Raw genomic sequence first — 26,412 nt, forward strand, 5'->3', positions numbered from 1 at the left:
AAGCATTATACAATTAAAAAAAGAGTCATTTATTCCTTTTTGTGGTAAAATCTCCTTAAGGTATATCTTCTATAAATCTAATCTTTTTCACAAGCTTAATTACAATTCTTAATCGTTATTCAGATATTAGAAGAATAATTTAAATATATAATAAGTAAGTTCATTTTTATTATATTGATATAGTTAAATATCCTATTATTTTATTTTTTATAAAACACATCTTTTTTTCATTAACATTTAATGGTATATTGTTTATAGACAATGTTGTGGTAAATTATTGAATTTATAACATCATTTTCAAAAAAATAAGAAGGTAGGTATTAAAATGGAGAATGAAAAATATTTACAAGTCGTAGAAGATGAAGAGCTTGAACAATTAGTTGGTGGTATTGGACCTGGTTGGGTTGAAACTATAACTAAAGATTGTCCTTGGAAGATGCCTGTAGCATGCGTCACAATTATGGGACAAACAATTTGTAAAAAATGCCGCTAATAGTTAAAGAGAGTAAGGCGAAAGGCCTTACTCTCTTTAATAATAATAAATTTCTAACTGTTTCTCCTACCTATAAAAAGAAGAGGTTATTATGAAAAATAATTCACATGGAATTTTGAATACAATAGATAATGGGTCTTCTTTAGTAACAAAAGAAGGCCTAGAAAAAAATTTTGGTATCTTTTTAGAGGATTTTTCATGTAATGATATCATTAAGAATGACGAAAACTATAACTTTCAAAAAATAATACAAACATATGTAGTATTCTTTAAAAATATGATTAAAAATAAAATCGATTTTTTTGGAAATGTTGAGAGGGTTTCTGAATCAATAATGTTTGATTTAGAAAGAAGACTATACCAAGTTTTAAGACCATCCTTAATTGTATACATAAATAAACTTAGAGTAGAAAACGTTTTGATAGGAATGGATAGCAGTGAAGAATATAAGTATTTTACAAAGAACTTCTTTCATTTTAAAAGGTTCTATATAAAATTTTTTGAGATATTACCTTTATTAAATGAAAAAATTTTTACAATCATTGAAAATGAAATAAATTATATGATTTGGTTACAAGGAGCTCTTGAAAAAGATCAAAAAGAAATTCATAAAATGTCAGCTTTTAATATTATGCATGTAGAAAAAGTTACTAACCTAGGTGACTATCATAATAATGGAAAGAGAACAATACTTTTAGAAGATAAATTTAATAATAAGGTAATCTTAAAACCAGTTGATTTAAAAAATTCTATCTTATATCATAGTTTAATTAATCAACTGAATAAGGATTTAAATACTAATATCTTTATTCCGCAAGTAGTTAATAAAAGAAATTATGGATATATGGAATATATTAATCATGAATCATGTGAATCTACTGAGCAAATTAAAGATTATTATTATAATTTAGGTGTAGTGCTTTCTGTAATGTATTTGATTAATGGAAGTGACATACATAATGAAAATATCATAGCTAAACAATCCTCACCAGTCATAATTGATTTTGAGACATTAGGAAGTACATTAAATCCAAGTACTACTGAAGAAACCAGTAGTTTTATATTATCTAATTCAGTATTAAATTCTAGAATGTTACCTATAAAGTTTAGTGGAGGTAGAGAGGTAATAAGAGATTACAGTGCCATTGGGAGACTAATGAAGAATTTGGTAAAAACAATTAAAATAAAAAATGAATTTACATCGAATCCTATTGAAATAAAAGAAGAGAAAATAGTAGAAGATACAGTTCAGAATTTACCGTTTTTTAACGGTGATATATACGAGTATGATAATTATATAAAAGATATTATTAAAGGTTTTGAGGATGCATATAATACAGTCTTAAAAAATAAGAAGGAATATGTGTATATATTGAAAAATAGTGTTTCTAAATGGAATTATCGAAAAGTATATCGAAATACAAAAATTTATTCTCTTTTATTAGATAGACTAAATGTTCCAGATCTATTAGAGAATAAATCAAAGACTATAAAGTATTTAAAAAATATACTTGAGAAAAATATCTACTTGGCTACTAGGAAAGATATTATTCAAAAAGAGATAGAGGCACTATTATCTTATGATGTTCCATATTTCTTTAATAAGTATGAATGGGGGGCTTACGAGAGTTTATCAAGTAATGAAATAGATTTAGAAATGAAATTCAAAAAAATTTCATATGCTGACTTTTTATTACAAAGAAAAATCATAGAAATGTCTCTTTCTAATCAAAATGATAATCTATATAAGCTGAATACAGTAAAGGAAAGCATTAATTTTCAGACTAATTTACCTACAAATAAAATAAGGGAGGTAATTACAGAGAAAATTCTTGATGGTTGTTATATATCAAAAGACGGTGATGTAGATTTTATTGGATTAAAAACAAATTGGCAAGGGGAGCTCGAGATAAACCATTTGAATAATGGAATATATGATGGGGTATTGGGAATAAGTACATTATTGAGAAATAACGCTGACCCTAATCACATTGAAATTATAAATAAACTCGAACAAAAAGCATTGCAAGAAATACTAAACAGAAATAAAAATAATTATGGTTTTGTAAATGGTGTTAATGCTATCATTTCTTATTATTTAACAAATTTTCCGGATACAACATATATTGATGAAAAGGTAGTATTGCAAATATTTATGGATATCAACTCTGATATTGAAAAAGGTCGATATAACGATAAACATTTTGACATATTAGGGGGTTCAGCTGGTTTAATTTTAACTGCAGTTAAGTTCTATCAAGTTAATCCTAAGTATAAAATATTACTTGAAGTGGCTGAAAATCTCGGTGACTACATTGTCAATAATATGCAAACACATAATGAATTTGTATATTGGAAAGCTCACGATACTCTAAATTTAGAGGATTCATTAAAGGGGTTTGTTCATGGATTATCAGGACAACTTCTTGCATTTTATAAGTTAAAAGACATATTAAAAACAAATAAGTACGATAGAGTAATACATGGTATACATAAAAGTGAGAAAATGAGTATGAGTAAATATGAGTATACAGATAGCTGGTGTAAAGGGTTTAGTGGAATGGGAATATCGAGAATTAAAATTTTAGAATCGTATCAAAATGAAGATATACAATCAGATTTAATCTTTTTTAAAAAACAAATCTTAAGTACATTACATGAAAATAGTGATTATTGTTTATGTCATGGTTTAATGGGGAAACTAGACTTTTTATTGGAGTTAGAAAATAGAGGTATGCTAGAGCGCAATGAAAAACAAATTGTTATGAAAGTAACAAATAACTTTTTGAATAATTTTGATATAGAAGATTTTAATCCTCATAAAATCGCATTATTTACAGGTCTAGGAAGTATTTTGTATTTTTTACAAAGGTTAGAGGATAATAAACTAAATAGCATTTTATACTTTAATGCCTAGAATAGGTGATAAATATGTTAAGAAAGAAAATTAAATTTATACCGCAAATGACATCTTTTGATTGTGGGCCTAGTTGTCTAGCGATGATTATGCATTATTATGGTTCAGCAGTACAAGCTTCGGAAATTAGAAATAGTAAAATTATCAATAAAAAATCGGCATGGAGTTTGTTGGATATTAAAAAAGTTAGTAAATCGTATGGACTTTCTGCAACTGCATATAGGATAGAAAATATAACTGATTTACAAAGGATACAAAAGCCGATGATAGCATTTTGGGGCTTTAATCACTTTGTAATTATTGAAAGGGTTAAAGCAAATAAATTTTATATTGTAGATCCTAAGGCAGGGCCGATGATAATTGATATAAGAAGTTTTGAGGAAATGTTCTGTGACTATATCCTAGTAATAGAAAACAAAAAAGATATACAGCCAAATACTAAAAGGCGTGAAAAACATATATTACTTAGATATATTGATCATTTTGTATCTCCTAGCCAGATTGTTTTATTAGCACTATTAGCATTGTTAGCACAAATCTCAATTCTTGCTTTTCCCTTTATTTTGAAAAAGTTTATGGATATTTTGAATGCTTCAAAGGAAGTGGATGTAAGATACCTTTTAATTATTTTGGGAAGTTTAATCGTTGTTATAGGGATAAAATCTATAACTTCTATTATAAAAGTAAACTTTCAGAAAGAAATTGATAGAAAAAGTACAACAAAAGTTTTTGAGCATATGTTTAATACCCCCATAGAAAAGATTACTACACGTCATGCAGGGGATTTAAATGTAAGAATCATGAGCTTAGAATCAATAAGAGGATATATTTTAGAGGATCTAATTGAAATGATTATATCAATAGTAGTTATCATTCCATTATTGATGTATCTATTATATACTGAGACTTTTTATACTTTAATATTGATGTTTTTTATTGCTAGTTCCCTATTTATCAATATTTCCTTAGGGAAATTCATATATAATGCTAATTTAGTCGAAACGTATTACCTAGGAGAACATAGAGGGAAAATTAATGAATCATTAAAAGCGATGTATTATGTAAAGGCTACAGGGATTTTTTCTAGAATTAAATCTGTATGGCAAAAAGATTATAATAAATACCTAGATACGGTACATAAACGAGCGCTAAAACAAAATGCTTTAGAATCATTTAATAGTTCCCTATCAACAATATTTATTATCATAATGCTTGCTGTAGGATTTTATAATTTTAGTAAAGGAGAAGGGGATTTAAGTAATATTTTCTTCTTTATTGCTATATCTAGTATTATATTTTCTCCTGTTTCAATAATTATAGGATCAATTTTAAATTGGAATTCAGTTAAACCACTTTTATTAAGAACTTTAGATATCTTGGAAGAGGAACTAGAAAAAGATGGATCAGATACTAAAGTAAACATTCTTAGAGGATCGATTCAATTTAATAATATTTCGTTTAGTTTTGATGACAAAAAAATAATAGAAAACTTAAGTTTGAACATTAAAAATAACGAAAGTATTGCTATTGTTGGAGAAAGTGGCAGTGGTAAGTCCACTTTAGCTAACTTATTATTAAAATTGCATACTCCCGATAAGGGGAATATATTAATAGACGATAGAGATATTAAAGATTGGAACAGTGAGGAACTAAGAAAAAATGTAGGACTAATGACTCAGGATGGAGTTTTATTTAGAGGAAGTTTATCTGAGAATTTATCTTACTTTGATATAAATTATGATCCTTCAAAAATCCAGGAGTCTATTGATAAATTGAATCTAAGTAATTATATTCAATTTCAAAGTATAAATGATATTTTAATCTCAGAGGGAGGAACAAATTTCTCCGGTGGCCAAAGACAAAGGTTGGCTATGTTACGATTGTTCATGAAAGAATATCCGATTCTTATTTTGGATGAACCAACTAACCATTTAGATAGGGAAACGGCAAATGCTGTTATTGAAAATATATTTGCCATGCCATCCACTAAGATTATTATCACTCATGATGAAAATATTTTAGAGCGTGTAGATAGAGTTTATGAACTTACTGATAAAAAATTAAAACAACGAGAAATATTTTCTAAATCTAAATTGCAAACATTAGTTAAAGGGTAAATAGAATATCTAATAGATCAAGAATTTAATAGATACTTACTTTTATTTGAGAATAAGAAAGTGAGGAACAAAATGAAATTAGCAATCCAAACTAAAAATCTAACAAAGTCTTTTGACAATCAATCCATTGTAAGGGATTTAAACTTATCTGTTCCTGAAGGAAGTTTATATGCTTTTATTGGACCAAATGGTGCAGGAAAAACAACAACAATGCGAATGCTATTAGGGTTAATTCCATTAGATAATGGAACGATATTATTTAATAATAAAGATATCAAAGAATGGAAAGAAGAATTATTTGAAAATGTGGGTTGTTTTATTGATTCACCTACCTACTATCCTAATTTGACAGCATATGAAAATTTAGCCTATGTACAAAAAATGATTAATAAGCCTTTAGATGAAATAGACAGAGTATTAAAAATTACGGGAATATATAAAGCAAAAGATAAAAAAGTGAAAGATTTTTCTTTAGGAATGAAACAAAGGCTAGGTATTTCCTTTGCTATTCTTAATGATCCTAAAATACTAATTCTTGATGAGCCGACAAATGGATTAGACCCAGAGGGAGTACACGAGATAAGGCGCTTATTACTTCATTTAGTAAAAAATGAGGGAAAGACAATATTTATTTCTAGTCATAATTTAGCTGAAATTGAAATGATAGCAGATCACATAGCATTACTACATAAGGGTAACTTACTCTATGAAGGGAATTTAAACAGTATTATTACTTCTAGAGAATATATTGTTCATGTTAATGACACTACTGCCACAGAAAGGATTTTAAATACAAAGGATATACCTTATAGCATAGAAAAAGAAGGGGTATTCAAACTAATGATAGATCAAAATAGTGTTCCTAATTTAACCAGAATATTAATTAAAAATGATATAGATATTTTTGAAGTTAGCCCTAAAAAGCTAACATTAGAGGAAGTATTTTTATCTTTAACTAAACAAAAGGAGTTACTATCATAATGCAATTTATCTTTAAAAGTGTGAATAGTGAGATGAGGAAAATTGGTGGGAGAAAATTATTGTTATTTTCTTTGTTTTTTTCATTATTATCAAGCTTTTTGTGTATAAGTTATTTTATTTTTAACAAGAATAATCCCGATATGTTTCAATCTACGAATCTTATAGCAATTACAGTAAACTTTAATACACTAACATTAAGCATTTTTTCTGCTTGTATGTGGTATTTTATCATTTCTTCTGAAAATAAATATGGCACTTGGGCCATTATCTATACAAAGCCAATTTCAAAGTTTAAATTATTGGTAGCTAAAAATTTATTGTTTATACTGTTTTATTTAATCTTTAATATTTTAAATTTTTCAGTTATGGGTATCTATATTTTTATAAATGGATATGAAATATCTATACTTTATTTTTTGAAAATGTTGATGCTTTGTACAATTCTATCTTTAGCAATACCATATTCTCAATTACTTTTTCATTTGATTATAAAAAAGGGAATTCTTGCGGCGTCCTTGTCAGTTATTTGGATTTTTTTTAGCGTAACTTATGGATTATTTCCTGTAGTATTCACAAAGACATTTCCAATATTTTATGCATTGAATATAGTAAGTGATGTAATGATGAAAGAAACAACTATTTTAATATATCTTGCAAGTTCTTCAATCTATATTTTAGGAATTATGTTATTAGCTGTGAGTTTTAAATATTATACATATGAATAATAAAGGGTGAAATAAGTGGGTATATTAGGTGAATATAAAAAAAGTCTTCATAATGGATTGTATATCCTGTTACTAGTATTTCTGTTGATACCAATTAGTTTTCAAATCTTTCTAACTGTATCATCTCAATCAAAAGATGGCGTTTTCATGCATATAGCGATTCTAAGCCTTTTTTGTAGATTATTTTTACCTATTGCAATAGGTCTATTAGTGTCATTTTCTTTTGTAAACGAGTTCAGAAGAAAAGGATATATGTCTGCTATTTATCACGGAATCACTTTAAAAACTATATTAAGTAATAAGTTTTTGTTTTGCTTAATAATTACTTTTGGTTATTTAATATGTGCTTTAGTCATAACTAGTATACCTATAGTATTAACGGTTGATAATCTTGGGACTGTTTATCAAAGATTAATTTTTTCTATACTTTTTATGGTGATTAGCTCTTTAACTATTGTGAATTTACATTTTTTAATAAATATAATATTTTATAAAATCCCGTTACTTTCATTATTAGTAGGGGTTATAGGCGGGTTGGGTAGCTTTTTTATCTCTCATACAAACTATTGGATACTGTTTCCTTGGTCATATCCAATTATGAGTCTTTATATCGATAGCATTGAACCAAAACAGTTGTATATTATTCTTATTGTATATCTATTATCATTACTAAGTTGTATATTTATTATTAAAAAATCGATGCAATGGAATTAAAGTTAAAATAAGAAGAGTAGTATTATTAATAATAAAGCGTGTTGTAGTTGCTATAAGCTGAATCTCGATACGTTAAGTGGAGGAATAAGACAAGCTGATTAAGTACTATTGAATTCAAAGAAGTTAAAATATGAAGAATATAACTTATGGCTGATAGAATATCTATTAAAAATTCACCATATGAAAAAGGTAGCTGTACAAAAGTACAGCTACCTTTTTCACAAAATCATTCGTATACAAGAACAATTTTAGCGTAAACTTGCGCTTAATGGCACTTGAGAATAAACTGTGAAACTGTTACCATAAGTACCGTGTTTAGAAAATGAGGAAGAAATTGAACCGTTCCAACTTTTGTAGTTAGCTCCAGATGTATCTGTTCTTAGAAGTACGTTTGAAAAACTAGCTTGGCTAAAAGAATTACGTCCAGTATCTTCAACGCCCTGAACCATTTTTACTGGTTCGTATTGAGAAAATGAGCCATATACAGGCTGATTTGCATATCTAGGAATTCCATTTACATACATAGTAACCGTACCATTTCCGTTATTAATTATTTTAAGGTTTACTCGATCACCATCTTTAATTGATGTATCATATTGTGTGTTCCAATACTTACTGTTTTGACCTGATTCATTATATCCTGAATTAAGAAATACTTTATATCCACTAGGTGTTTTTGAAATACCACCTTCAACTTTAGATGCTCCAATACCTAAATACCAATTCACATATCCATCTTTGACAACAACTGATTTTGGTAGATTTATGTCAGCTGCAATCCCGGTATAGCTACTATTTGTAACACTTTTTACAGCACCTTCTGTAGCTGCAAAACTTGTAGTTGAAAACATTGATAGAGAAATTAGAAGTGAACCGACTAGATACATCATTTTTTTCTTACTTTTACTTAATACTTGATTCATTTTAAACCCCCCTTATTTTTAATTATTAAAGTGTATTGAAAGCTGGCCAACTAACTACGACTTACAAATCAAAGATACATTAGGTTTAATTTAATGTATATATTTTCCTGTCATAAGTCATTGAAATGTCAAATATATTGGATATTTCATATTTATCAATATAAGAGGAGTTGACAGAATAAAGTGTTATATCTATTTAAAATTAAGTAGGTTTTGTTAAAAATACGATTAAAGCTTATAAATGTGTTGGGTATAATATGTATTACGATTTATTTAGGAGAGATAAATATGGAAGGAATACAGGGGATTTTTCAAAAGATATATATCAAATTCTGAGAAATAAAATACAAACAAATGAAATAAATGGATTGTTTGTGTTAAAGAATTTATTGCAATAGTTCGTAGGTAAAGGGAAATATATGATTTAAAAGGCGTGGAATTCTTATATAAAAAGAAGAAAGGGGGTCCAGCTATGGAAAAGACAAGATCAAAGTTAAATAATGCAACTATTGAAGGGGTTATAGAGACATTAAAAGATGAAAATGAATGTTTACGTATGGAAATCGATTATTTAAAAAAGTTAAAGGCCTTACTTCAAAAAGAGAAGAAATTACAGAACAAGACTAAGTGGAAGTTCTAGTCTACCATTCTACGTACAATTATAGTAACGAGAATAGTCCGAAACAAATCTGTTTCGGACTAGGGGTTCAATATTTTATCCATTGTATTCTACATTTTTTATAAAAAGTTGAATTTTCTGATTTTTAACCTAAGAAAAATGTATTACGTTAATCAATAGATACTTCTGCAGAGACACTAGGTATTGTTGGTGATGGTGTATCTCCACCATTAGAAGAAGATTGTTGAGGTGAAAGTAAACTATTCATGCCACATGCTAATGCACTTATTACTACCATACTTAGTACAATCTTTTTTATTTTTTTCATCACTTTAACGCTCCTTTTTTCAAATGTTTCTTACCAGCATTACTGCTAATGTAGAAATATTTGCTCGCCTTAACATGGTTATCTGCCTCATAAAATTGAAGTGCTAAAACCTCTGCATATTCTTTTACACAATCCCACATTTCTTCTTTTTCAAAATAAGAAATTGCATCATTGACTACTTTTTCTAGTTTAATTCTAGGTAATTCTGTGAGTAGTTCATTTAAAACTGCGAAACGGTGCTTATATTCCTCATTTCCTGCTTCATTCGTATAGTTTATTCCTTGTTTGATATATGCTTTAGCTGTTTCAATGCCTTCTAATTTATAATATGCTCTTGCTAAGACAAATAATGCTTTAAAATGATTCGGTATTTTATTTATAATTTCAGAACTCTGTCGGATCGCCAATGGATATAAATCTTGAATATTATATAACCAGCCTAAATTGTAACGTGCTCTTAATAATAAATGTTCCTCATCATGCTTATTAAAAACATCAATAACCGTATTGAGACATTCTTCCGCTTTTTCAAATTCTCTTAGATCTATACAGGCTAAACCATATACATTGTCGCATAAAGCAGTATTAATTTCATATCCTACATGGTTCAAATATATTTTTTTGGCTTTTACTACATGTTGAATCGCTTCAAATGGTTGATAAGATTGATAACAGTAAGTTGAAAATCTATACTCAAACTCGGCCTTTTCTACTTCATCAGGTATATCAATTAAAAGCTCTTCCGCCTTTTCATAGTGTGTTTTCGCTTCAGTATAATTTGCTATAATTGTAAAGTGGATTGCCTTAAAGAAATGATAATAATAAGCTAAAAATAAAAAATCCTCTTCGATATTAGGGAATTTTTCTATATTCTTAAAGGAATCTTTTGTAATACTCACTCCATCTACCAAGACTTTATATCTAAAATCTAGTAGTGAGTAATAAAATGATAAATATGGATCAGTTTCTATTACTTTTAAGCTTTCCTTTACTTGTAGATATGTTTGTTTTGCTTCTTTTACATGATATAAACGAATTTTTTCATACCATTCATCTAATAATTCCATCAATTGCTTATTACTTTTTTCTTGAACAGTCATAATATCCCCCTTTTCTCTGTAAAGGCTTAATCTGATAATAACAGGAAATGGATAGTTTATATTTAACTATGTTTTTTTTCATGAATAATAAGAATATTCTGAATAATTAAGGTGTCCTTATTCTATTGATATAGTCAATTTGTTTTAAAACAGACCGTCTGTAATAGGCGGTCTGTTGTTTGTTATGGTCGGCGACTGCTATTCTTTTACTCATCTCATATTATATTTAGTTTAAGAATTGAGAATAGAAGAATAGGATTAGAAAAATTAATGTTTTGCCAAATAATTTATTGAATAGACTTAAAGGGATAAACAGCTCTCCTATGGTAAGGCTTTTGAGTTTATTCCTGTTTGGGTTTTTTAACAACTCTTTAAATGTTCGAAAGTTTATTTTATTAACGAAAGACCAATTTGGCATAGCTTTTGTATCTGAATCTATTTTGAAAATGATATGAATACTATGTGGGTGAAAGCCGCCTATACTTAAAATAAGCATAAATCCTAAAATAATGAACCAAGTCATTTTCTAGCGCCTCCTTGCAGTATTTAATATTAAGATATTATTAACGTTGAGGAAGTGTGCTATTGTCCATGAAAAATATTGAGAAATTGTTGAGGGAACGTTGAGAATGTTGCAATGCAATTGATCGTAGCATAGTTAACTATGCTTGTCCTGTTATTTTTGTAAAAAAAGGAAAAGAGAACAGTTGCGTAGACTGTTCTCTTAAGGAGCGGAAGCGCTGAACATTTTTCAATGACAATGATTCAAGCCTTCCAATTATAGTGTGTGCAAATAGTTACAATTCATACATTAAAATTACTTTATTATAGAGTGAGTGTATTACAAAGTACAAAGAGCACTTTTCAAAAGTGCTCTTTGTACGGCGTACATTAGGACTTGAAAGAGGCATCATTGCAATTCGAAAGGAGATATCTATATACAACATATGAAGATGATTTGAAAAGGTGATGATAAAAACAAAAAGAACAGTAAGGATGTACCAATTGCTCAGATTAAAGGGAATTGGAGAGGGAGGATTTATCATTTTAGCCAAGAAGACTCCTTCCTCAAGGAGCGCGAAGGGTCACAGCCCAGTGAGTAGGTGGGAGATGAATTGGCTTCGAACAAGGGATGGCAGGAAGCCATCTTAATTGTTCGACATACAGAAAGTGTTACTCCACTACCTATCGAATGTACGTTTGGTGTATAATAGTCATATACCAAAATGGAGGTGAATCAAATAATGATGAATAAAGCCTATAAGTTTCGTATCTATCCAAATCAAGCACAAGCAATTCTAATCAAAAAAACGATTGGGTGTTCTCGTTTTGTATTCAATCATTTCCTATCCTTATGGGATAACGCATACAAAGAGACAGGAAAAGGCTTGACCTATGGTACATGCTCTGCCAAACTACCTGCCATGAAGAAAGAACTTGTTTGGCTAAAAGAAGTGGATAGTATTGCGATGCAGTCGTCTGTTCGCAACCTTGCAGATGCTTATACGCGCTTTTTCAAAAAACAAAACAGCGCACCGCGCTTTAAATCTAAGAAGAACAACGTACAATCTTATACCACAAAACAAACAAATGAAAACATTGCCGTTGTAGGGAACAAAATAAAGTTGCCGAAACTAGGCCTTGTTCGATTTGCCAAAAGTCGAGAAGTAGAGGGGCGTATTGTAAATGCTACAGTTAGACGGAACCCTTCTGGTAGATATTTTGTGTCACTATTAGTTGAAATAGAAGTACAAGAACTTCCGAAAACACATTCTTATATTGGAATAGATGTAGGACTAAAAGATTTCGCTATTTTGTCAGATGGAACACACTATGAAAATCCGAAGTTTTTCCGATCATTAGAAGATAAGTTGGCGAAAGCACAGCGTGTTCTTTCTAGAAGAATGAAAGGATCTTCTCGCTGGAATAAACAACGAGTAAAGGTAGCTAGAATTCATGAATACATATCAAATACTAGAAAAGATTACTTGGACAAAATTTCAACTGAAATCATCAAAAACCACGATGTTATCGGTATAGAGGATTTGCAAGTATCGAATATGTTAAAGAATCATAAGTTAGCAAAAGCAATTAGTGAAGTATCATGGTCACAGTTTCGAGCCATGTTAGAATACAAAGCAAAATGGTACGGAAAACAAGTCATTGTTGTATCGAAAACATTTGCTTCCAGCCAATTATGTTCTTGTTGTGGATATCAAAATAAAGACGTTAAAAATCTAAACCTACGTGAATGGGACTGTCCTTCTTGTCGTACACACCATGATAGGGATATTAACGCAAGTATCAATCTAAAGCATGAAGCGATAAGGCTTCTAACCGCAAGGACTGCGGGGTTAGCCTAATCAATTAGAGTTCGATAGAACTCTTTACTTAGGAATCCCTCACTTCTAAACAAGTGAAAGTGGGGGTAGTTCAAATTGTTAGGGAGATTTTTGAATGCTATCCCATTATAATATTGATACACTATTGAGGTGATTAATAAGAGTGACGTCGAAGCGTTTAAGAGAATAGTTTTCTCATCTCGTGCTTTTTGCCAAGCCTGTGAACACGTTCCTATTTTATTTTTACGTCTGGGAATGTCACGGTCAAAGTTAAAGTGCTTCCGCCGAAAGAACAAATTAGACTATTGGAAAAAGTGGTTCTGATTATATTAAACTCATTAATACACTGGTATCTGAAATGGTTGAAGTGAAAAAAAGCACGAAGAAAAACACAAAGGATATTGAAGTCAACCTTCCAAGTGCAGTTAAAAATCAAGCGATTAAAGATGCAAAAAGTGTGTTTTCTACAAAAGTGAAAAAGAGTAAATATAAAATTATTTTGATTCTAAAAAGACCTGTTTGTGTGTGGAATAACCAAAACTACTCATTTGACTTCACACACATTTTAATCCCCTTTATTGGTGAAGAGGGGAGAAATCTCTCTTCTTTTTTGTTCCATGTAAAGTTCGAAGGTGACTTAAGGGGGGGAAAAGGTGGATATGTATTAACAAAAACATGTTTGTTCACTTTCGGTAATTTCTAGAGATATTTTTTTAGGAATAGAATATTATAAGTTCGTAGAAATTGACTATATTACAGGAGCATTCACGCTGGGATATAACGGAGAATTAGAGAGTAAAGTAGGATTTGAAAGTATTGTAAAAAAGTTGAAAAAACACTATTCCTTCCTTTAATTTGCAAGAAAGAATAGCGTATTTATTTTGATAAGATTAACAATATAATATAAAGTTTGAAGATTTTTGGAATTAATCCAGAAATCTTTTTCTTACTTCTGGTGACGGTAACATACAATGTTCTTGTTTACCAAACCATCGGTATCTATTTTTTGCGAATTTTTCATAGCAAAAGTTTCGAATCGGCCTTGGAATTAATATAAAAATAGTGAAAATCTTCCATATACCTTTCAAATTTCTACAAATGTTTAGTATGGCATCTGATTTAATATAACTATTATTTTTATCTATTAATACTATGCTGTCTATTGTTTCGTCTATTTCATACTTTTTTAATAATGTTTTACCTAATGCACTTTGAAGTGATGCAAATTGAAAATATCCTTTAGGATCCCTCTTAATAATGAATTGAATACTCTGATTACAGAAATTACAATCACCATCAAATAATACAATGCTCTTCATAATTTTCTCCTTCCTATAATTATTGGCATTTTATTTAATTATTACCAATATATATTATTTTAGTTTAAAAATTAAGAATAAACAAACTAAAAGGTAAAAAATAGCTTAATATTATGAAAGGAACTTAAAAATTCTAAATATGGGTTTATATGTAATTTTTAATTACAGTTGTAATGTGTTTTGTGAAAAACATATTACCTTAGTACAAAGGGGAGAGTATTAAAATTATTCAATAAATTTGTAGTGATAACAATAATTTAACATAAATATACAAAAAAGAAAAATTAATCTAATCATTCTAGTGAATATTTTTTGCCTACTTCAACCTTTTTAAAATTTCTTGAAAGGATATATTATAGTTAATAGTTATAAAATTTAAATTTAGATATTATTAAACATGAAAGTATTTTGTTTACTGGAAAAAGTGGTAGTGGGGAATCGCCTTTAGTTGATTTGCTATTAAAAATACGTGATCCTGATAATGGTGATATTTTAATAGATAGGCAAAATGTTAAACAATAGAAGAGTGATGAATATAGAAAGAAGATCGGGTTAATGCTCCAAGATGAAGTGCTTTTCAGAATAGATTTTTGATAATTTAGATTATTTTGATATTAGATATTATATATAATCATTTAAAAACACAAAATTCTATTCAATTTCAAAGAATAAATGATGTTGTTATATCCGAAGATTGAATGAATTTATCGGGTGGACAAAGATTAGTTATATTACGTCTATTATTGAAAAATATCCCATTTTAATTTTAGATGAACCTACTAATTATTTAGATAGGGAAACAGCAGATTATGTAATTGATTTCATATTCCTTAAACCAAAATTATTAATACTCATAATGAAAAGATTTTGTAACATGTTGATAAGATTGATGAACTTACTGAAGGACATTTGGAGCAAAAAGATATAGATTTAAAATATAAAATGATATGAATAAGACATATATATAGCAGCACTATTTTGTTGGTCAATACCAACAACTTTAAAATAGCTAAAGAGAAAATAACCATCTTATTAATATGTAATTAGTATTTTTACTTCAGATAATAAAGAATATAATAACATGTTCTCAATCAGTTCTTTTATCGGCCGAGTTAATTTGTTTTCCTCCTTAATGTTTTCACATATGCCGTCAAACTGTGTTGTTAATACTGCAAAAGGAGTTCATTTTACCATATTATCAAGCTGAGAATCCTAGCTATATCAATGTCTTTATCATTTTACATATATATAGTTTCTCATAGTGAGTTTAGGTGTCAAAAAATAAGATATAAAAAAGACCTGATATAATAATATCAGATCTGTTTTATATCTTACTTTACACCAATTGCATCATAAGCCTTCGTTACTGCCTGTACTTCTTTCGAGTTCTCACCATATAAATCTTTTGCTGATTGAATTGCAGCTTGACGCATCATGCTAAAGTTCGAATTTGCTGTTAAATATTTTGTAAGTGCACGATAATAAATTTTCTCCGTTGCTTCGCGGCCAACGCCTTTTACTGATACTCCATAATGTGTTCCGCCTTCAGCAATTAAATATGCCGCTTTATTGTTTATACTACTGTTAATATGAACACCACCGTAATCCAACTCACCAGTGTAAAGCTTGCTGTAATGATCTGGGTAATGATCTGGAAAATCATGCATTGGACTTGGTGGAATTGAAATTGATGTTGGGTCACTTAAAGAGCGGAGCGCATCCCCATCGGTGTCTGGTGTATAAATATCCTCACCAAGCTGCCAGTCATCACGGTCTACCATCGCTCCAAAAATATCAGATATAGATTCGTTCAATGCACCTGGTTCGTTTTCATATACTAAATTCGCAGAATGCTCTGTTACTGCGTGCGTTAACTCATGAGCAATAACATCTAAACTTGCGGAGTACGGTAAGAATATTTCGCCATCCCCATCCCCATATAGCATTTGTCTTCCATTCCAAGCTGCATTGTTCCATTGATCGCCGACATGAACAGTTGAAATTAATTTTGCCCCTTTATTATCAAACGAGTTACGGTCAAATGTTTTTTTGAAATAATCGTATACTTTTGCTGTATTTACGTGGGCATCAACTGCAGCTTTATCCTGGAACATTTTTGATTCACTTACTACTTCCCAACCTGTGAAGCGAGATCTTTCCCATTCCTCATACAGCCATGGTACAGAGGAATTTCTTGCGTCAAGAGTATGAATTCCATTCCCTCGTGTACCATCCAACAAATGATATGAACCTGCTTTATTTTGCTCAATTTTAAATGAAGTTCTTTGTCCGAGTACGCCATAACCGAAGCCTTCCATATGATCGATTGCATTATATTTATTGATAACATTTCCATTTGTCGCATTAATGAAATAATGCCAATATCCTGGTTGTGGCTTAGAAATAGAAGCTTTTACTAAATATGATAAGTAGTAATTGCCGTCTTTCTCATATACAAATAAATCTTTTTTGATACTATCGTAATTCTCTACTTTTCCAATTTCTTTCTCGATATCTGCTTTTGCAATTTTCTCAGCTTCTTCTTGTGAGATGTTGGGTTCAGCTGGGATGTTTTTACCAGCCACATCAGGAACAACCTGTCCAAAAAATGCTTTTACATTGTTATTTTCATCAAGTGCAATCGTTTGATCCGATCCATAAACGGGCACATTGTTATGCGTCTCAACTAATTTCACATGCGTTGTATTTGTCTTTTCATCTTTCTCTTCAGATACAATTTCAAAGTGCTTTTCCATATTTCCTGCTAATTTAAACATTTCTTTCTTACTTTTTAAATACTCGAACACCGTTTCTTTTTTATCTAGTCCTTTCGGTGCTTTCCACTCTTCCCCAATATAAGATGGTGTCTGGAATTCTTGGTTGTATTGAATTTTTTGCTCTGCTGCATATGTACGTGGCGTACCTAATGTCGCAAATGTCCCTAAAGCCATAGATAAAGCTAGTGTTGAAGATAAAACTTTCTTTTTCAAAAATAACACTCCCCATCCCTAATTTCACATATTCCATTTTTTTGCATATATCTATCTTTTTGACACTTTTATATAATTCTGAATATGATAATAATAACCTCTGAATAAAACTTTAGAAAGTTAATGCAGAAAATTCTAATAATTGTTATATAAAAAAGTCCACTTATTTTTATAAGTGGACTTAAAGATAATATGTTTTTATATTAACCTTCAATCGTTTCAACAGTACTTTCAAAATAATAAAAGAATAAGTTGGGATGCTGTATGTAATGGAAGTCGCATGTGTAGTATTAAGCGGTGGAAATATCGTGAAATATGATATAGAAGAACGTCCGGAATGTAGCAAGTTAATTAAAACTCTGTATAGACGATCAATAGAACATGAAGGACCTAATCTTTACTATTGGTGTTATCTGAAACGTGTGAAGAAGAAAAGGAAATGCACGTGCAAAAATAAAAATCCAAGCACTTTAAGCAGAGATTTAGAGCAGAAAATTTGTTGCAATTGTCGATTTCATAATAATAACTGTTAAGAATTTAATAGTATAATTTATCATTTTAGCCAAGAAGACTCCTTCCTCAAGGAGCGTGAAGGGTCAAAGCCTAGTGAGTAGGTGGGAGATGAATTGGCTTTGAAAAAGGGATGGCAAGAGCTATCTTAATTGTTCGACATACATAAAGTGTTACGTCACTATCCATTGAATATATGTTTGGTATATAATAGTCATACATATAAAGCCTTTTAATATTAAAATGTTCAACAATTCCGTTACAACTATTCCATAAATGTTAATATTATCTATTAATGGAAGTGTTTTTGTGTTATAATTCACTAGGTGAACTATTGTTGTTCCTTTCATCTTTTGATGGATGTATGCCCTTCCTTAATTGTAAATATGTTCGATTTTATTGGTGAAGAGGGAAGAAATTCCTCTTCTTTTTTTGTCTCTTGTAAAGTTCAAAGGTGTCTTTTATTCATAAAAAGGGGAGTAATATGAAATTGACATCAATCTAAGTTGTAACTATAATAGTTACAGTTAGTTTCGTAAACTAACTCAAATTTCTATGTTATTGATAGTATATTTTCATTTCTTTTTAAGTGTGACAGTTAGCAACTAAATATAATCCAATAGAGGATTATATTTTATCTCGTATTTAAAGAGTAGATAAGTTGAACCATCCAAATTCAAGATATCCAAATACTAAAAAAACTCCATTTCTCAACTTATCCTTTTTGGAATCCTCAGTATTAAAAATTGTAAACATCTAAAAAAGTTAACAAGACAGTTGTATGTAGAAAGAAATCTTTTAAAAAGGTCATAATATGGATAATAGGTAGCACACATTTTAATTAGTAGGAGTTGTGCCACTATCAAGACATTTTTAATAAAAGTATAGAAAAAACTCAAGAAGGTGAGTCCATTGCGTAAACATGCATATGTGCAATTTTATGTATTGATATTGGCTTTAATAGCTTATATAAGCTTTTGCTTTATATTTTTATTTGTTTTTCCGAATCATTATTTCATATCAGATTTTAATATCCGACTATCATCTTTAGTCGTTGAAACTACTGTATTTATCTCATTACTGTATTCTATATTATCCCAAAAAATTAAGTTAGGAGTATTCTGGGTTTGCATTACTATTGCAATAGGGTGTTTTTTGATAGGGAATTTCATATCCGCTTTTCAAGTACTTAATGTAGAATTACCAATACAAAATTTTAATATTTCTGATGTGTTTCTACTGTTTTTCTTATTTTTCTTTCTTTTTGCGTTCTTTTATAAAATCATGATGGAATGTAACAAATGGGAGAAAGCATATTTACTTTGTGATTTATGTATTGTTGTTACTGCTATTTTTACATTAGAGTGGTATTTATTTAATAAACCTTCTGCAAATATCTTATTCTTATCAATTGGAGATGTTTTTCTTTCATTTATTTTTCCAATTATAGATTTATTGCTTCTATTGCTAGGAGTTACCCTAATCTTTCGACCCGCTATTTTCAATGCAAAAAGTAAATTATTTATTTTTATCCTAGTATTAACTGGATTGGCTATTACGGACTATTTGTATTTTTATTTACAAGATGATTTATCAGATCGTTCCGTTATATTTTTAAGGTGTTTGTATAGGGTTTTCCTATTATTTATCGCTATTGCTGCTACAATCCCAAAGAATACGTCTTCTAAAAGAAATTATTTTATTATTAATCCGACATTTGGAGAGAAACTTCTTAGTATATTCCCTTATCTTGCAGTTGCAGTCTTAATTGGCTTTACTTTGAAAGAGCAAACTTCTTCAGCTACATTAATTACGGGAAATTGTATTGCTTTTGTATTTGTACTGATTCGTCATACAATCGTACGAATGCAAAACAAAGAGTTAACTAAAACATTAAAAGTGTTTAATAATCAATTAGAACAAACAGTATCTCAAAGAACAAGGGATTTAATAAACAAATCTAATGATTTGGTAAAAAATCAAGAGAGATTTAAGTCATTATATGAGTATCATCCGGATCCTATTTTAACGATTGATTCAACTGGTACCGTATTAAATATAAACCAGGCTGGAAGTATGTTATTAGGAAAAGACAGTGCTGCATTAATAGGGAAAGAATGCTTCTCTATTTTTTTAGATGAAGATAAATCTGAGTTGGAAGCAGCTATAAAGAAAGGAAGACGATGTAGTTCATCTTCACTACAGTTACGTGTGAAAAATAACAATGAGAAGGACATGCTCTTTTGGTATGTCACTATAGTTCCTATTATGATAGAAGGTCAAATTTTGGGGAGTTATGTAATGGTAAAAGACATAACGAGGATGAAACAACAACAGGAAGAGATAAATTACCTTGCATTCCATGATACGGTGACGGAGATTGGAAATCGAACATTCTTCCAACAAGAATTAGATAGATCCATTAAACGTGCACAAAAATCACAGGATAAGTTTGGACTCCTATATATTGATTTAAACCGCTTTAAGACTATTAATGATACACTGGGGCATTCGATTGGTGACAGGGTTTTAAAAGAAGTTGCCAAACGTTTTAGGACATGTTTGTCACCGACTATTCCTCTAGCAAGAATAGGTGGAGATGAGTTTGCGATCATTGTCCATAACCGCACAGAGCAACAGCTATTGGAGTTATGTGAAACTCTATTTCGTATAACTGAAGAACCATTTGTAGTTAATCAACATAGTTTTTACTTAACTCTTAGTATAGGAATATCAGTGTATCCGTTTGGAGGAATAAATACTACTACACTTTTACAACATGCTGATATTGCTATGTATAGTGCAAAAGAAAAAGGTAACAATGCTGTTTGCATGTATGACGAGACATTATCAAAAAAAATAACAAGACGATTGCGATTAGAACAGGATTTACCGAATGCATTAGAAAATAATGAGTTATTTTTATTATATCAACCACAAATTGATAGTAAGACGGGTATCGTTATTGGTGCAGAGGCTTTAATACGTTGGCAACATCCAGAGCTAGGGCTAATTTCACCTTTTGAGTTTATACCTATCGCGGAAGAAACTTCGCAGATTATTTCAATTGGGAAATGGACGTTACAGGAAGCATGTCGACAACTGAAAGAATGGCATTCAGCGGGCTATGTAAATCTAAAGATGGGGATAAACTTATCAGCTATAGAGTTTGAACAGAAAGGTTTTGTTCAAACAATCATATCTACCATAGAAGAGGTAGGAGTACCCGCCAATTCGATTGATTTGGAATTAACAGAGCGAATAGCAATGGTAGATGAAAAAGAAACCTTATCGAAGTTAAAAGCATTGAAATCATATGGTGTACATTTATCAATTGACGATTTTGGTACAGGATATTCCTCATTAGCGTATCTTCCTTTGTATCCAATTGATACCTTGAAAATTCCAAGAGAATTTGTTAACAGGATCGGAACTTCTACGGATGGAAATGAAATTATACAAACCATTATTTCACTGGCACATACTTTAAACATGAAAGTGATCGCAGAAGGGGTAGAAACGAAGGAACAATTAACAGTGTTACAGCGTAATGCATGTTATCTAATTCAGGGGTATTACTACAGTAAACCTGTAAATGAAGATGAATTTATCGATTTTTTAAGTACAATGCGATTTAAGTAAGTAAAAAATCTTTATATGTTATGAGATAAAGTGAAAAGACGTTCTACCTATATGGAGTAGAACGTCTTTCTTATGTTTGTTTTCAATAGTTATGCAGCTATGTTTCAGCCTTTAAGGGGGACCGCCCATGCCCATCAACCTAAGGTTTTTAATTATTCCCATAACGAAAATTTCAACTTCTTACAATTATTCATGAAAATTCGGCTCAATTCTTTCGTTTTGAACAACAATCAATTTCTTAAGTTGATGGCAATGGGGATTTTCCTATTTTTAAATAAAACGGACTGATATTAAAAAAAGAAAAAACTTACGTGAAATTAAAGTTAGATAATCTTGGATTGATGGGGATCTAAAAGCAAAAATGCTCAAGATCAAACAGGTCAATAATGTGCTATAATCTCATGTGTTGAGGTATCGATTGGAAAAAGATATCAGGCACATTAAATTAGAAAAGGAGAAGGAAGGATATGCCACTTATTGTTGACAGAGAACAGGTACGGCAAGAAATACTGCATGCACTTCAGCAATGTTTAGAGGAAAAGCCTCTTCTAAAGGTTTCTATGCGAGATATCGCAGCAAAGGCCAAAATTGCTCATTCAAAAATCAACTATTATTTTAATACAAAAGAGAAACTTCTACTGGCTTATATCGAATTTTTTGCTATTTCATATAAAACGGAGATTGAGCATTGGTACATAAAGTATAAACAAAATAACGCCAATCTCAACGAAAGTTCACAAACGATAGTAAAACATTTCATCAAAGATATGGTTTTGATAAGTCATCAAAAACAATCGTGGGCTTTTACGCAAATAAGCACTATGGGTCAATACAATACGGAAATAAGGTCTGCAATCAAAAATGTTTATAACGATTGGAGAGAGTCCATCATACGTGTTTTAGAAGAGATTTATCGAGGCGAGGATGACCACATGGTATATAAGGCAGAAGCAGTTTTAATCATTATCGATGGGCTTCTTATTTATTCACTTCACGAAAAGATAGATGAGTCAAGAATAGATGCTGTGCTAGCAAATATTATGTTTTGATTTTTTATTATTCAAAAAACTTTGACAAAATTTGATGTGAGTAATATGATTTATTTAGTCCAAGTGGACTAAATAAATCATATTGGAGGTCGATTATGTCAAAAATTACTGTAGTTGGTTGTGGTGTTATGGGAAGCGCTCTGATTCGCGCGTTTATGAAAGCAGGTCATACTATTACCATTGTTGATAAAAATCCCACGGTAGCCAAGCCATTTGTAGCTGAAGGAGCTACGTTTAAATTATCATTGGATGAAGCTCTAGATTGCGATTTCGTTCTGTTAAACTTACCAGATCATAAGATAGCAATGCAGGTTATTGAACAATGCAAATCGAAAGCTATCAAAGGAAAAATCATTGTAAACACTACTACAACAACCCCAACTCAAGCCCAAATTTTTGAGCAAATGATTAAAGACAGAGGCGCTATCGCCCTTGAAAGTGTGATTATTTGTTATCCTCACGATATTGGCACACATCGCGCATATCTTGTATATTCTGGCCCCAAGGAGGCTTTTGACCAAATTGAAGATCAACTTTCGGCACTTTCTTCGCCACATTTTGTTGGGACAGACATTCGCTTTGCAGAAATAATTGAGATGAGCACGTCAGCTCTGCAATTTGGTCTTTATTGGTTTGCCCTACTAGGTTCAGCGCTTTGTATACGAAACAAATTACCTATCTCCGAGTATTGCAAACATATTAAGGCAGCACTTCCAGTGGTGGGTCACCAACTGGTTACCCACCTGCCTGATAATCTAGAAAACTACACTGGCAAATTCCAAGATGCTATTGTCGCATCCTTGGATGTTCATACGCATGGACTCCAAACGGTAATGAAAACATTAGAGGATAATAACATTGATACCAGTGTATGTGAAGTTATGGAAAATCAGATGAAAGCAGCTATTGATGCAGGATATGGAAAATGTGATTTTGAAGCAGCAATTACTCAATTATTGAAATAAAGAATCTTCTTTAATCATCCTTGATCTTACATATATGCTTCAACCTGAGACTAAAAATAATATACTAACTACTGTATAATAATTGATTAATTGCAGTGATACCTACTATCAAAAAGTTAACTGAATTGGTGATGATTTATAATTTAGAGATGATTGTGTTATAATCTCGCTAAATTGCTATTAATCTAACGAAATTAAATTATCCTCAAATGAAAAATACGCTATTCTTTCCTATAATTCTACAGAAAGGATAACGTATTTTTGCTTTATGGGTAGTGTAAAACCTTAGATTGATAGCGATGTGATAATGCCCCTTTTTTAGATTCATACTATCAGTATGTACAAGATTAGGAGATTACTTGTAAGAGTCCTTGGATGACTGCAACCGTGCTGTGTTATACTTCTAAAGTACTGATATTTCATGTAGGACTTATAGATGTCGGTTTGGCATATGAAATGTAAAATCAATCCGTTATTTTGAAGGTTCAGACTACCATTATTTAAACTAACATTCACACTAAAAGAAGTACAAGGAGGAAGGTATATCTATTAAAACAGTGAGGTATACCAAATTAGAAATGAACATTAAATTTAATAAAAAAGTAGTAGCATTCACGGCAGGATTAACGGTATTATCTTCACCATTGGTATCGTTTGCAGAGGAACAACAATCAGTAAACAATAAGCAACCTACAAACGTTCAGGAACAAAGTAAAACAACATCAGATGAACAAGCTTTAAAAAGTATTGAAGCTAGTTTTGAAGGGGTAGATGGACGTGGTGGAGGTACTGTCGATAAGAAAAAAACAGACAGTCTTCAACGTTCAGAAGGTATTCATGAAGAAACAGGTACATTAACTGTGCCTAGCAATTCAAACAGAATAAAACGTAGTCTGTCTCCCATATCACCTAGCACCTCTAGTACAATAAACGGTGTTCCATTCACTGAATGGATTGTTCCAGCAGGTAACGATAATATTCGCCCTCAAAACTACATGAGTCCAAAGTATATTACAATTCATGAGACTGATAATACAAGTGTAGGAGCAGGTGCTAGAAACCACGCTCAATACCTATATAACCAAGCAGTAGGGAACACAGACCGAGCTGCATCGTGGCATTTTACAGTAGACGATAAAGAGATTTATCAACATCTACCATTAAACGAGAACGGATGGCACGCCGGAGACGGTGATGGTCCAGGTAATAGAGAATCCATTGCAATTGAAATCGCAGTTAACAGTGACGGTAACTATAGTAAAGCAGTAGATAATGCTAAGAAACTTGTAGCTTATTTAATGAAAGAAACTGGTGTACCGTTAAATAACATTGTAAAACACCAAAAATGGAGTGGTAAAATCTGTCCTGCTAATATGATTAATAATGGACAATGGGATACATTCGTAAATGGCGTTGGTGGGTATTATAATAATCTTTATCAACCAAAAGATGACATTACTGGAGGTTGGTATGAAGAAGCTATTCGAGAGTTAAATAGAAGAGGTATTATGATAGGGGAAGGAAACGGAGTTTTCGCACCTAATAGAGCGATAACAAGAGCCGAATTTGCTCAATTAATCTCTAACTCTCTAAACCTGCCAGCTGGAGATGCTTCATTTAAAGACCTAAACGATGCAAATTCAACTTTACGAGATGGTATTAAACGTACTGCAAGTGCAGGTATCATTCAAGGTAGAGGAGATGGTTATTTTGACCCAAACACACCTATTACAAGAGAAGAATCAGCAATTATTGTAAACAAGGCTTTACAATATAAAGGTATATGGGGACCAGTTGTAAACCTACCATTCTCAGACAAAGACCAAATTATTTATAAAGAAGACGTACAAAGACTGTATGGCCTAGGTATTGTAAGAGGTAAGGGTGACAATCAATACGACCCTAAAGGAACAACAACTCGTGGTGAAACAGCGACATTCATTCTAAATATGCTACAAGTAATTGAAAATGGTAGTGTTGAAAAGGTAATTGGAACGGCTCAAATTAATGGTATTGGGGTAAATGTTCGAAGCGGATCGGGTACAAACTATTCTATTGTTAGAAAGACAAGTAAAGGCGAAAAAGTTACAGTATATGAAGAAGAGAACGGCTGGCTAAGAATTGGAACAGGGCAGTGGATTTATTATGACTCTAGTTATATCGACTATAACAGATTATAAAAGACTTAATAGTTAAAAGAACAGGTCATATTTGGATATATAACTTACTCTCAGGTTGTGAAGAAGACTTTCTCCACAACCTGTTTTTGTGTCTGGCCCCTCTATTACCTATCAATATTGATAAAAAGAGGAGAAGGGGAGATTCATTATGGTGCTGGTATTGGGAAATCATCGTAATTAGCGTGTACGCAATTAAAGACTAAGGTTTTTCTGATAATTAAGTGGAGGTCACTATACGTACCCATCCAGCTCATATTTTAAAACGAAAAAATGAGCTGGATGGGTAAAAGTTAGCACAAAATTTCGTTCTGAGGGTACTATAAAACCTTCGCTTGATAGAAAAGAGATAACATTAACTTTGTTGCCTAGAATTGCTCGTGCTAGATGTGGGTAGATTCAAAATTTATAGGCTTTATTAATCATCATTTGATTCACCTTCATTTTGGTATGTGTCTTCTTGGTTAAAATGATAAAAAATACAAAAAGAACTTGTAGGCA

At 30.8% G+C, this 26,412-nt stretch carries 20 protein-coding genes and 2 pseudogenes; 15 read left to right on the forward strand and 7 right to left on the reverse strand.

Annotation, left to right across the window (positions count from 1 at the left end; all coding sequences use genetic code 11):
* Positions 1–325 precede the first annotated feature (325 nt).
* The 6 genes from V7S45_RS27955 to V7S45_RS27980 all read left to right on the forward strand — a co-directional run bounded on the left by V7S45_RS27955 (position 326) and on the right by V7S45_RS27980 (position 7,947).
* Positions 326–493 (forward strand): type A2 lanthipeptide, encoded by a 168-nt coding sequence (locus V7S45_RS27955; protein WP_000426725.1) that lies wholly within the window; start codon positions 326–328, stop codon positions 491–493.
* 91 nt (positions 494–584) lie between these two features.
* The gene (lanM, locus tag V7S45_RS27960) at positions 585–3,410 is read left to right on the forward strand and encodes a type 2 lanthipeptide synthetase LanM (RefSeq protein ID WP_342762107.1); all 2,826 of its coding nucleotides are present in this window, start codon (positions 585–587) and stop codon (positions 3,408–3,410) included.
* 14 nt (positions 3,411–3,424) lie between these two features.
* Positions 3,425–5,527, forward strand: a complete 2,103-nt coding sequence (locus V7S45_RS27965; protein ID WP_342762108.1) for an ATP-binding cassette domain-containing protein — start codon at positions 3,425–3,427, stop codon at positions 5,525–5,527.
* Positions 5,528–5,599: 72 nt separating this feature from the next.
* Positions 5,600–6,508 carry an ABC transporter ATP-binding protein gene (locus V7S45_RS27970; RefSeq protein ID WP_025689503.1) on the forward strand — a complete coding sequence of 303 codons (909 nt, stop codon included), beginning with the start codon at positions 5,600–5,602 and terminating at the stop codon, positions 6,506–6,508.
* Positions 6,508–7,233 carry an ABC transporter permease gene (locus V7S45_RS27975; RefSeq protein WP_021728630.1) on the forward strand — a complete coding sequence of 242 codons (726 nt, stop codon included), beginning with the start codon at positions 6,508–6,510 and terminating at the stop codon, positions 7,231–7,233. Before V7S45_RS27970 ends, V7S45_RS27975 begins: the two co-directional genes overlap by 1 nt.
* Before the next feature lie 15 nt (positions 7,234–7,248).
* The gene (locus tag V7S45_RS27980) at positions 7,249–7,947 is read left to right on the forward strand and encodes a hypothetical protein (protein WP_021728631.1); all 699 of its coding nucleotides are present in this window, start codon (positions 7,249–7,251) and stop codon (positions 7,945–7,947) included.
* 248 nt (positions 7,948–8,195) lie between these two features.
* Here the strand turns inward: V7S45_RS27980 and V7S45_RS27985 are convergent, their stop codons facing one another.
* Positions 8,196–8,870 carry a hypothetical protein gene (locus V7S45_RS27985; RefSeq protein ID WP_089607878.1) on the reverse strand — a complete coding sequence of 225 codons (675 nt, stop codon included), beginning with the start codon at positions 8,868–8,870 and terminating at the stop codon, positions 8,196–8,198.
* A gap of 472 nt (positions 8,871–9,342) precedes the next feature.
* On the opposite strand from V7S45_RS27985, the gene V7S45_RS27990 reads away from it, so the two are divergent.
* Complete coding sequence (locus tag V7S45_RS27990; protein WP_025688691.1) at positions 9,343–9,510, forward strand: hypothetical protein; 168 nt, start codon at positions 9,343–9,345, stop codon at positions 9,508–9,510.
* A gap of 148 nt (positions 9,511–9,658) precedes the next feature.
* On the opposite strand, the gene V7S45_RS27995 is transcribed toward V7S45_RS27990, so the two are convergent.
* The 3 genes from V7S45_RS27995 to V7S45_RS28005 form a co-directional block, all read right to left on the reverse strand.
* Positions 9,659–9,817, reverse strand: a complete 159-nt coding sequence (locus V7S45_RS27995; RefSeq protein WP_000721350.1) for a Phr family secreted Rap phosphatase inhibitor — start codon at positions 9,815–9,817, stop codon at positions 9,659–9,661.
* Positions 9,817–10,917, reverse strand: a complete 1,101-nt coding sequence (locus V7S45_RS28000) for a hypothetical protein (RefSeq protein ID WP_088346265.1) — start codon at positions 10,915–10,917, stop codon at positions 9,817–9,819. The genes V7S45_RS27995 and V7S45_RS28000 overlap by 1 nt, the downstream gene beginning before the upstream one ends.
* A gap of 226 nt (positions 10,918–11,143) precedes the next feature.
* Complete coding sequence (locus tag V7S45_RS28005; RefSeq protein WP_088346263.1) at positions 11,144–11,440, reverse strand: hypothetical protein; 297 nt, start codon at positions 11,438–11,440, stop codon at positions 11,144–11,146.
* 721 nt (positions 11,441–12,161) lie between these two features.
* Here V7S45_RS28005 and tnpB point away from each other — a divergent pair.
* The 3 genes and pseudogenes from tnpB (at position 12,162) to V7S45_RS28020 (ending at position 14,113) form a co-directional block, all read left to right on the forward strand.
* Positions 12,162–13,280, forward strand: coding sequence for an IS200/IS605 family element RNA-guided endonuclease TnpB (tnpB, locus tag V7S45_RS28010; protein WP_342762109.1), 1,119 nt, complete (start codon positions 12,162–12,164; stop codon positions 13,278–13,280).
* A gap of 254 nt (positions 13,281–13,534) precedes the next feature.
* Positions 13,535–13,839: pseudogene (locus tag V7S45_RS28015) on the forward strand (RNA-guided endonuclease TnpB family protein); the annotation flags it as partial.
* 190 nt (positions 13,840–14,029) lie between these two features.
* The gene (locus tag V7S45_RS28020) at positions 14,030–14,113 is read left to right on the forward strand and encodes a hypothetical protein (protein ID WP_342762164.1); all 84 of its coding nucleotides are present in this window, start codon (positions 14,030–14,032) and stop codon (positions 14,111–14,113) included.
* A gap of 72 nt (positions 14,114–14,185) precedes the next feature.
* Here V7S45_RS28020 and V7S45_RS28025 read toward each other — a convergent pair whose 3' ends face one another.
* Entirely contained in the window at positions 14,186–14,578 is a 393-nt protein-coding gene (locus V7S45_RS28025; protein WP_088346261.1) for a thiol-disulfide oxidoreductase DCC family protein, read from the reverse strand.
* A gap of 408 nt (positions 14,579–14,986) precedes the next feature.
* Here V7S45_RS28025 and V7S45_RS28030 point away from each other — a divergent pair, with 408 nt between their 5' ends.
* Positions 14,987–15,100 carry an ATP-binding cassette domain-containing protein gene (locus V7S45_RS28030; RefSeq protein WP_232732765.1) on the forward strand — a complete coding sequence of 38 codons (114 nt, stop codon included), beginning with the start codon at positions 14,987–14,989 and terminating at the stop codon, positions 15,098–15,100.
* A 408-nt stretch (positions 15,101–15,508) separates the two neighbouring features.
* Here the strand turns inward: V7S45_RS28030 and V7S45_RS28035 are convergent.
* Both V7S45_RS28035 and V7S45_RS28040 read right to left on the reverse strand, forming a co-directional pair.
* A pseudogene (locus V7S45_RS28035) lies at positions 15,509–15,724 on the reverse strand (hypothetical protein).
* Positions 15,725–15,909: 185 nt separating this feature from the next.
* Positions 15,910–17,568, reverse strand: coding sequence for a M4 family metallopeptidase (locus tag V7S45_RS28040; protein ID WP_025687308.1), 1,659 nt, complete (start codon positions 17,566–17,568; stop codon positions 15,910–15,912).
* Positions 17,569–18,990: 1,422 nt separating this feature from the next.
* On the opposite strand from V7S45_RS28040, the gene V7S45_RS28045 reads away from it, so the two are divergent.
* The 4 genes from V7S45_RS28045 to V7S45_RS28060 all read left to right on the forward strand — a co-directional run bounded on the left by V7S45_RS28045 (position 18,991) and on the right by V7S45_RS28060 (position 25,914).
* Complete coding sequence (locus V7S45_RS28045) at positions 18,991–21,720, forward strand: bifunctional diguanylate cyclase/phosphodiesterase (RefSeq protein ID WP_242278419.1); 2,730 nt, start codon at positions 18,991–18,993, stop codon at positions 21,718–21,720.
* Between the two features lie 467 nt (positions 21,721–22,187).
* The gene (locus tag V7S45_RS28050) at positions 22,188–22,769 is read left to right on the forward strand and encodes a TetR/AcrR family transcriptional regulator (RefSeq protein WP_089607873.1); all 582 of its coding nucleotides are present in this window, start codon (positions 22,188–22,190) and stop codon (positions 22,767–22,769) included.
* 95 nt (positions 22,770–22,864) lie between these two features.
* Complete coding sequence (locus tag V7S45_RS28055; RefSeq protein ID WP_074642552.1) at positions 22,865–23,734, forward strand: NAD(P)-binding domain-containing protein; 870 nt, start codon at positions 22,865–22,867, stop codon at positions 23,732–23,734.
* A gap of 578 nt (positions 23,735–24,312) precedes the next feature.
* Entirely contained in the window at positions 24,313–25,914 is a 1,602-nt protein-coding gene (locus tag V7S45_RS28060; protein ID WP_025687304.1) for an S-layer homology domain-containing protein, read from the forward strand.
* The last annotated feature ends 498 nt before the right edge of the window (positions 25,915–26,412 follow it).

Source organism: Bacillus sp. BR3(2024) (genome assembly GCF_039134555.1).
Classification (GTDB): domain Bacteria; phylum Bacillota; class Bacilli; order Bacillales; family Bacillaceae_G; genus Bacillus_A; species Bacillus_A cereus.